This is a genomic window from Pseudomonas sp. BF-B-26 (genome assembly GCF_019956495.1).
In the GTDB taxonomy this organism is placed as follows: Bacteria; Pseudomonadota; Gammaproteobacteria; order Pseudomonadales; family Pseudomonadaceae; genus Aquipseudomonas.
Genome location: NZ_JAHBDP010000011.1, coordinates 129,904 through 138,262 on the forward strand (window position 1 = coordinate 129,904; position 8,359 = coordinate 138,262).

Here is an 8,359-nt window from a genome sequence, read left to right on the forward strand (position 1 = left end):
CATGCCTCGTTTCGCTGCCAACCTCAGCATGCTCTACCCGGAACATGCGTTTCTGGATCGCTTCGCCGCCGCGGCCGCCGATGGTTTCGAAGCGGTGGAGTATCTGTTCCCCTACGACTACAGCGCTGAAGAACTCAAGCAACGCTTGAGCGACAACGGCCTGGTGCAGGCTCTGTTCAACGCGCCGCCCGGTGATTGGGCGGCAGGCGAGCGGGGCACGGTGTCGTTGCCGGGCCGTGAAAGTGAATTTCGTAGCGGTTTCGATCGCGCCCTGGAGTACGCCGGCGTGCTGGGCAACTCGCGCATCCATGTCATGGCCGGCCTGCTACCGTCCGAGCGTGACCGCGCACGGCATCACGCCATTTATCTGGAAAACCTCGCCTACGCCACCGCCCAAGCGGCGAAGGCAGGTGTCATGGTATTGCTCGAACCGATCAATACACGAGACATGCCGGGGTTTTTCCTCAACCGCCAGGACCAGGCCCAGGCCATCTGCAAGGAAGTAGGCGCCAGTAACCTGAAGGTTCAGTTCGACTGTTATCACTGCCAAATCGTCGAGGGCGACCTGGCCACCAAACTGCGTCGGGACTTCGATGGCATCGGCCATATCCAGATCGCTGGCGTGCCGGACCGGCATGAACCGGACCTGGGAGAGATCAACTATCCCTACCTGTTCGAGTTGATCGACCAGTTGGGCTATGACGGCTGGGTAGGGTGCGAATATCGGCCGCGTGACAACACGTCTGCCGGCTTGCAATGGTTGCGGGACTGGAAGGCGCGCTAAGCGCAAAGCTGACGGTAAAGCTAACGGTCAAACTAACGGTCAAACATAGTAGCGAATCTGTAGCCGGATCAGTAGCGCGGCGATGTGACGGGGCCCGGGGACAAAGGCCGCCACTCAGGCTTGTTTGAAGCCCGGGACTTAAATTGAGCCGCGTTTCACGTGGAGAGCGCTTCCTGCTCTTTCGATATGTAGCCAGTGAAGGCACAATGCGCATCCTTTTTTGGCTGGCCTTGCCGGAGGCGCCTCGAAATGATCAAAACGCCGTACTACCTCATCGATAAACAAAAGCTGCTGGCGAACATGCAGAAGATCGCCTACGTGCGCGAACAGTCCGGGGCCAAGGCGCTCCTGGCACTCAAGTGCTTCGCCACCTGGTCGGTGTTCGACCTGATGCAGCAATACATGGACGGCACCACGTCGTCGTCGCTTTACGAGCTCAAGCTCGGTCGACAGAAGTTCGCTGGCGAGACCCATGCCTATAGCGTGGCCTGGGCCGACGACGAGATCGAGGAGATGCTCGAAAACTGCGACAAGATCATCTTCAACTCCATCGGTCAGTTGCAGCGCTACACTGAGGCTTCAGCAGGCAAGGTGCGCGGTCTGCGGGTCAATCCGCAGGTGAGCAGCTCGGATTATCTGCTGGCCGACCCTGCGCGGCCGTTCAGCCGTCTGGGCGAGTGGGACCCGGTGAAGATCGAACAGGTCATCGAGCAGATCTCTGGTTTCATGTTCCACAACAACTGCGAGAACGGTGATTTCGGCCTGTTCGACCAAATGCTGTGCACCATCGAAGAACGTTTCGGCGACTTGCTGCACAAGGTCGAGTGGGTCAGCCTCGGTGGCGGTATCCATTTCACGGGTGAAGGCTACGCGCTGGATGAGTTCTGCGCGCGCCTCAAGGCCTTCTCGCAAAAATACGGCGTGCAGGTCTACCTCGAACCGGGCGAAGCGGCCATCACCCAGAGCGCGTCGCTGGAAGTCACCGTGCTCGACACCCTCTACAACGGCAAGCACCTGGCGGTTGTGGACAGCTCCATCGAAGCGCATATGCTCGATCTGCTGATCTATCGCCTGAATGCCAAGCTGGCGCCTAGCGAGGGTGAGCACACGTACATGGTGTGCGGCAAATCCTGCCTGGCCGGAGACATTTTCGGTGAATATCAATTTGATCGTCCGCTGGCTATCGGGGATCGGCTGTCGTTCATCGACGCAGCGGGTTACACCATGGTCAAGAAGAACTGGTTCAACGGCCTGAAAATGCCGTCCATCGTAGTGAAACAACTCGACGGTACAGTCGAGGTGGTTCGTGAGTTTGGTTACAACGACTACATGTCCAGCCTTTCGTAAGCTGGCAGAGAAGGAGAGAGAGAAAAATTGAAGAAGAACGTGCTTATCATTGGTGCAGGAGGTGTCGCCAAGGTGGTGGCCCACAAGTGCGCGCAGCACAACGATGAACTCGGTCGTATTGCTATCGCGTCGCGCAACATCTCCAAGTGCCAGGCCATCATCGACAGCGTCAAGGCCAAGGGCAGCCTCAAAGTGCCTGCCGACATCCAGGCCTTCTCGCTGAACGCCCTGGATGTCGAAGCGACCAAGGCGCTGATCCGCGAAACCGGATCGCAGATCGTCATCAACGTCGGTTCCGCGTTCCTCAACATGTCGGTGCTGCGCGCCTGCATCGATACCGGCGTGGCCTATCTGGACACCGCCATTCACGAAGAGCCGGGCAAAGTCTGCGAGACGCCGCCCTGGTATGGCAACTACGAGTGGAACCACCTCGAAGAGTGCAAAGAGAAGAACATTACCGCCATTCTCGGCGTGGGCTTCGACCCGGGGGTGGTCAACGCCTATGCAGCACTGGCGCAACAACAGTATTTCGACCGCATTGATTCGATCGACATTCTCGACGTCAACGCCGGTTCCCATGGCAAGTATTTCGCCACCAATTTCGACCCGGAAATCAACTTCCGCGAATTCACCGGACAAGTGTGGAGCTGGCAGAACAGTCAGTGGACCAGCAACACGATGTTCGAAGTCAAACGCACCGACGACCTGCCGGTCGTAGGCGCGCAGAACCTGTACCTGACCGGCCACGATGAAGTGCACTCGCTGTCGAAGAACCTCGACGTGCCCAACGTGCGTTTCTGGATGAGCTTCGGCGAGCACTACATCAATGTGTTCACCGTACTCAGGAACCTTGGCCTGCTCTCCGAGCAACCGGTCAAAACCGCCGAGGGCCTGGAAGTCGTGCCGCTGAAAGTGGTCAAGGCCGTGCTGCCTGATCCGAGCTCGCTGGCGCCCGGCTACACCGGCAAGACCTGCATCGGCGATCTGGTCAAGGGCACCAAGGATGGCCAGCCGCGCGAAGTATTCATCTACAACGTGGCTGATCATGAAGACGCTTACGCGGAAACTGACAGCCAGGGCATTTCCTATACCGCAGGCGTGCCGCCCGTGGCCGCAGCCTTGCTGGTCGCCCGTGGCGAATGGGACGTGCAGCGCATGGCCAACGTCGAGGAGCTTGCGGCTGAGCCGTTCCTCAAGGCGCTGGATATGATGGGCCTGCCGACCCGCATCAAGGACGAAAATGGAGATCGTCCGTGGAGCTGAAACGCTTGAGGCTCGCGAAATACAGGTGAGTCTCGTTTCCCGCTCCAGCTATGGATCTACAGAGCTCCATTGAATTCTGTAAATCATTGAAATCAGGACCTTCGGGTCCTTTTTTCGTTTTGGCGGGAACCACTGAAATCCATCTTGGCCTCAATGTCGCCGGTATCTTGCGCGCTCTTCACCGCCGGGTTGTTGCAGGGGCAATACTCGTTGCCTGAGGCGATCCGCCCGATTGCCGTACGTAGTGGTTCGGCATGATCTAAGCTCCACAATGGATGGCTTCTCGAGCAGGGGTTTCAATGCGAAGCACACCTGAAAACAGCCTGCAACATGCGTTGAAAGCCTGTAGAGAGAGCTTTATTTCAGTTGGTTTTTTCAGCTTTTTCATCAACGCGTTAATGCTCGTTCCCACTTTCTATATGCTTCAGGTGTATGGGCGAGTGATAACCAGCGGAAGTCTGACAACCCTGGCAATGCTGACGCTGATCATGACCGGGCTGGTGGTCACGCTCGGCTCTCTGGAATGGATTCGTTCGCGCATCATGGTCCGGGTCAGTACCCGGCTGGATGTGTTGCTGAGTCGCCAAGTCTATAAGGCCAGTTTCAAACGGGCTCTGGACAGCGGCGGCATGGATGCTTCGGCCCAGTCGCTCAACGACTTGACGGGCTTGAGGCAGTTTCTCTCCGGTAATGGATTGTTCGCCTTTTTCGATGCGCCCTGGTTGCCTATCTATATCGCTGTGATGTTCATGTTCCATCCCTGGTTTGGCTGGGTAGCGACCGGCAGCGCGCTGTTGTTGTTAATGCTCGCGTTTATCAATGAGAGGCTGACGGGGCCGGCACTGGCCCAGGCTAACAAGGAACATATTGGCGCGACGCTCTACACCACGAAAAATCTGCGCAACGCTGAAGTCATCGAGTCCATGGGCATGCTTGAAACCCTGATGGACCGTTGGGGGCGTCGTCAAAGAAACGTCCTGTTGCTGCAGGCCCAGGCGAGCGATAGAGGTGCCATAGTCAGCACGCTTTCCAGGACCTTCCGGATCCTGGTGCAATCATTGATCCTTGGCCTGGGGGCGTACCTGGCCGTGGACCATCAGGTGGGGGCCGGCTTGGTGTTTGCCGGGTCCGTGCTGCTAGGGCGCGCATTGGCCCCCATCGATCTGATCATCGGCAGCTGGAAGGGCTTCATTGCGGCCCGCTCGCAGTACCGCCGTCTCAACGACATCCTCGATAAACAACAGGCGCAACCTGAACGTATGTCTTTGCCTGCACCCAAGGGGCATGTGCAGGTCGAGAATCTGATTGTTTCGGCACCTGGCTCGAAAACCCCGATCATCAAAAACATAAGCTTCAGCGTACCTGCCGGCTGCGTGGTGGGAATCATCGGTCCAAGTGCCGCGGGCAAGTCGACCCTGGCCAGAACACTGATGGGGGTATGGGCGCCGCAGCATGGGGTGGTCCGGCTGGATGGCGCGGACATCAGCGCGTGGGACAAAAATGAGCTTGGGCCGTATATAGGTTACTTGCCCCAGGACATTGAATTGTTCGAAGGCAGCATCGGCGAGAACATTGCCCGCTTCGCCGAGGTCGATTCGGCAAAAGTCATTCTGGCTGCCAGGACCGCAGGCGTTCACGAAATGATTTTACAGTTGCCCGATGGCTACGACACTGTCATTGGCAGCGAGGGCCTCATGCTGTCGGGAGGGCAGCGCCAGCGCATCGGGCTGGCCCGTGCCCTGTATGGCACCCCGCGGCTGATTATTCTCGACGAGCCCAATTCCAATCTCGACGAAGTCGGTGATCGCGCCCTGGCGGCGGCCATCCAGCAATTCAAGCAGACCGGCGCGACCTTGTTTGTCATTACCCATCGAACCAACATCGTGTCGCAACTTGACCGGCTCATGGTGATGAACGCAGGGGTTATCAGTCTCTTTGGGCCACGCGATCAGGTGCTGGCCGAACTCAACGCACAGCAACAGCAGCTACAAAAGCACGCCATGCAAGCAGGCGCCAGCATGGCTTCGGTCAATTCCAGCAAGGGTGATGCCGATGAACCCTTTGATGCCCAGTCGTCAAATTGAAAGCTTCGCCGACCTGCCGGTATCTGATCGTAGAGCACGTCGCCTGGGCCTTGGCATTGTAGGGGTGACCTTCGGCCTGTTCGGCACCTGGGCGGCGCTCGCGCCCCTCGACGGTGCGGCTTTCGCGCCGGGGGTGGTCACCGTGCAGGCTTACCGCAAAACGGTCCAGCATCTGGAAGGGGGCATCGTCAAAGCGGTATTGGCCCATGACGGTGACATCGTCAAGCGTGATGATCCGCTGATCATTCTTGATGATACCCAGTTGCGCTTCGAATACGAGATAGCCCGAGGCCAGCTGGTCGCGACCAGAGCCATGGAGGCAAGGCTCAGAGCCGAGCGCGACACGCAGTCGTCGGTCAGCTTTGGGGAGATAGCCGATCCCGCCAGTCTGCGAGGAGTGGAAGCGCGCCAGGGCGAGACCCAAGTATTCAACGCTCGGCAGGGCTCGCGGCTGGGCCAGATGGCGGTGTTGCGCGAACGCATTGGGCAGTTGCATCAACAGATCAAGGGACTGGAATCGATGATTAGTGCCAAGGTTCATCTGGAGCAATCCTACAGCAGTGAAATCGTTGAATTGACCGACCTGCTCAAGCAAGGGTTCGTTGACAAACAACGTCTGCTCGATCAGGAACGCAAGCTGGGGATGCTCAGGTCGGAGGTGGCTGATCACCGTTCCGCTATTAACAAGACTCGTCTGCAGATCAACGAAACACAGCTGCAGATTCTGCAAATCGACAAGGATTTCAATACAGATGTCGTCAAGCAGCTGGCCGAGGTTCAGACCAGGATGTACGACCTGCAAGAGAAAACCTCGTCCCTGGAAGACCGGCTCAGTCGTATCGTCATCCGTGCACCCGAAGCGGGCATGGTGATTGGCATGAAAGTACACACCATTGGTGGTGTCGTGAGCCCGGCGACGCCGCTGCTGGACATCGTCCCATCGGTTTCCGAGCTGGTGATAGAGGCCCAGGTGGCGCCGGTGGATATTGATCGTATCGCCATCGGCAAGCGTGCCGATATCCGTTTCGGCGCGTTCAAAAGCTCGACCACTCCGGTGATCGAAGGCGAAGTCAGCAGCGTATCGGCTGACCGGCTGACCAACGAAAAGACCGGGACTGCCTATTACCTGGCGCGGGTCCGGGTCACCGAGAAAGGCGTGCGCACCTTGGGTGAGCGCAAATTGTTGCCGGGGATGCCAGCGGACGTATTGATCATCACCGGTCAACGCACGTTGTTGCAGTATTTGTTGCAGCCGGCCCGCGATGCCATGTCTCAATCGTTGATCGAGGAATAACCGTGCGCGCGTCGGCAGTTCTGCTGAGCGGTCTGTTGATGCTTGCAGCGGGTGCCGCGCTGGCGCAAACCCCTGCAGCAACATCGACCGGGGTCAGTGCCTCGACGTTTTCTACCGACCTCATGCAGTTGTATCGCGAGGCGCGGCTGGAGGACCCGCGGGTATTGGCCTCCTATGCGCAAGCGCAGGCGGGCCAGGAACATCAGCGCGAGGCCATGGGAGCGCTGTTGCCGCAAGTATCGCTGAACGCCGGGTCGAACTTGATTCGCCAGGAAAACGACCTGGTGCAGCAGAGTTACGATAGCGAAAGCTACAGCCTGGTGTTGCGTCAGTACCTCTACAACAAGGCCGCGTGGGAGAACTACCAAAAATTCAAAAGCCTGGCCAAACAGTCCGAATCGCAAGCGCTGGAAGCCCAGGCCGAGGCCACAGTGGAATTGGCGCAGCGTTACTTCGCCGCGTTGGCAGCCGAAGATGAACTGGAATTGGTGAGGGCGGAACGTCGAACCACGCAAAAGAGTCTGGACCGAGTCAATGCGTTGTACGAAAAGCAGCTGGCATTGGTTACTGATCAGCTCGACCTCAAGGCCCGGGTCGATTTGCTCGCGGCGCAGGAACTGGATGCCCGCAACCAGGCCAGTATCAGTCGCGAGGCACTGGCGGAGATCGTCGGCCGGCCGGTCAAGGAGAAGCTCAACCGGATTCGCGATGACGTGCAACTACGGGTTTCGGCGCAAAGCCTTGAAACCTGGGTGCGCGAGGGTATGGCGCTAAACCCGGCGCTCAAGGCCAACGAAAGCGGTGTCGAAGCGGCGGGCGCTGCGTTGCGTAGCGGTAAGGGCGGGCACTATCCGACCTTGAGTCTGAGTCTGAGCGCACAAGAGACAAACGAAGGCTACAACAATACCCTGACGCCGCGCACCGACAGCTATGTCGCCGGAATTGGTGTTCAGGTGCCGCTGTACAGCGGCGGCTCGACCTCGGCGCGGGTCCGTGGTCTCTACCAGGATCAGATTACCGCCGAGCAGGAACTGGAAGCGATCCGGCGCCGGGTGGTCAAAGAGATCACCAGCGCTTACCTGACCGCCAATTCGAGTGGAGAAAAGATCAGTGCGAGCCGCAATGCCCTGGCCTCGGCACAGCTGTCCAGAGTGGCGGCAGAGAAAGCGCTCAATTACGGAATGGTCAATGCCGTCGATGTGCTGACCAGCGTACGCAACGAATTCCGGGCTCGTCGTGATCTGCTCAAGACCCAATACGACTTCGTCACCAATGTCCTCACGCTCAATCGCTGGGCGGGAAAACCGCCTGCCGAAAGTGTCGAAAGCGTTAATGCCTGGTTGAGCCCCGTCAGCTCCAGCCAAAACCTCACATCCCCCTGATCCTGCCGCAATACCAACTGTGGCTCCCACCCAAACTGGACGCTTACCGGGAGCATTCCCATGGCTCGGCGAGGCAGGTTTCGCCGAAAAATTGACGCCAGAGTTTAATTTGTGCTGGCTTCACGCCACTTGTCGGTTAGTTGACGATTTTGATCGAATTCCGGCTTTGGTTGCAGGTCTCCCGCAGCGAGCCTAAGACCTTGAT

The 8,359-nt window shown here is 58.3% G+C and carries 6 protein-coding genes; all 6 read left to right on the plus strand.

What is annotated here, in order from left to right; all coding sequences use genetic code 11:
* The first annotated feature begins 1 nt into the window (after window position 1).
* Complete coding sequence (gene otnI / locus KGB03_RS01125) at window positions 2-784, plus strand: 2-oxo-tetronate isomerase (protein ID WP_223525954.1); 783 nt, start codon at window positions 2-4, stop codon at window positions 782-784.
* Window positions 785-1,033: 249 nt separating this feature from the next.
* On the plus strand, window positions 1,034-2,131 hold the full coding sequence (gene nspC, locus KGB03_RS01130; RefSeq protein WP_008157394.1) for a carboxynorspermidine decarboxylase: 1,098 nt from the start codon (window positions 1,034-1,036) through the stop codon (window positions 2,129-2,131).
* A 27-nt stretch (window positions 2,132-2,158) separates the two neighbouring features.
* The gene (locus tag KGB03_RS01135; RefSeq protein WP_111449924.1) at window positions 2,159-3,394 is read left to right on the plus strand and encodes a saccharopine dehydrogenase family protein; all 1,236 of its coding nucleotides are present in this window, start codon (window positions 2,159-2,161) and stop codon (window positions 3,392-3,394) included.
* 299 nt (window positions 3,395-3,693) lie between these two features.
* Window positions 3,694-5,478 (plus strand): type I secretion system permease/ATPase, encoded by a 1,785-nt coding sequence (locus KGB03_RS01140; RefSeq protein WP_218534958.1) that lies wholly within the window; start codon window positions 3,694-3,696, stop codon window positions 5,476-5,478.
* Entirely contained in the window at window positions 5,459-6,772 is a 1,314-nt protein-coding gene (locus KGB03_RS01145; protein WP_223525956.1) for an HlyD family type I secretion periplasmic adaptor subunit, read from the plus strand. The genes KGB03_RS01140 and KGB03_RS01145 overlap by 20 nt, the downstream gene beginning before the upstream one ends.
* 2 nt (window positions 6,773-6,774) lie before the next feature.
* A complete protein-coding gene (locus KGB03_RS01150) occupies window positions 6,775-8,154 on the plus strand; it encodes a TolC family outer membrane protein (protein ID WP_218534954.1) in 1,380 nt (459 codons plus the stop codon).
* Window positions 8,155-8,359: the final 205 nt, after the last annotated feature.

What these genes read in the sequence shown, in the direction of transcription:
- KGB03_RS01145 (WP_223525956.1), top strand. Translation starts at nt 5,459, where the DNA reads ATGCCCAGTCGTCAAATTGAAAGCTTCGCCGACCTGCCGGTATCTGAT.
- nspC (WP_008157394.1), top strand. Translation starts at nt 1,034, where the DNA reads ATGATCAAAACGCCGTACTACCTCATCGATAAACAAAAGCTGCTGGCG.
- otnI (WP_223525954.1), top strand. Translation starts at nt 2, where the DNA reads ATGCCTCGTTTCGCTGCCAACCTCAGCATGCTCTACCCGGAACATGCG.
- KGB03_RS01140 (WP_218534958.1), top strand. Translation starts at nt 3,694, where the DNA reads ATGCGAAGCACACCTGAAAACAGCCTGCAACATGCGTTGAAAGCCTGT.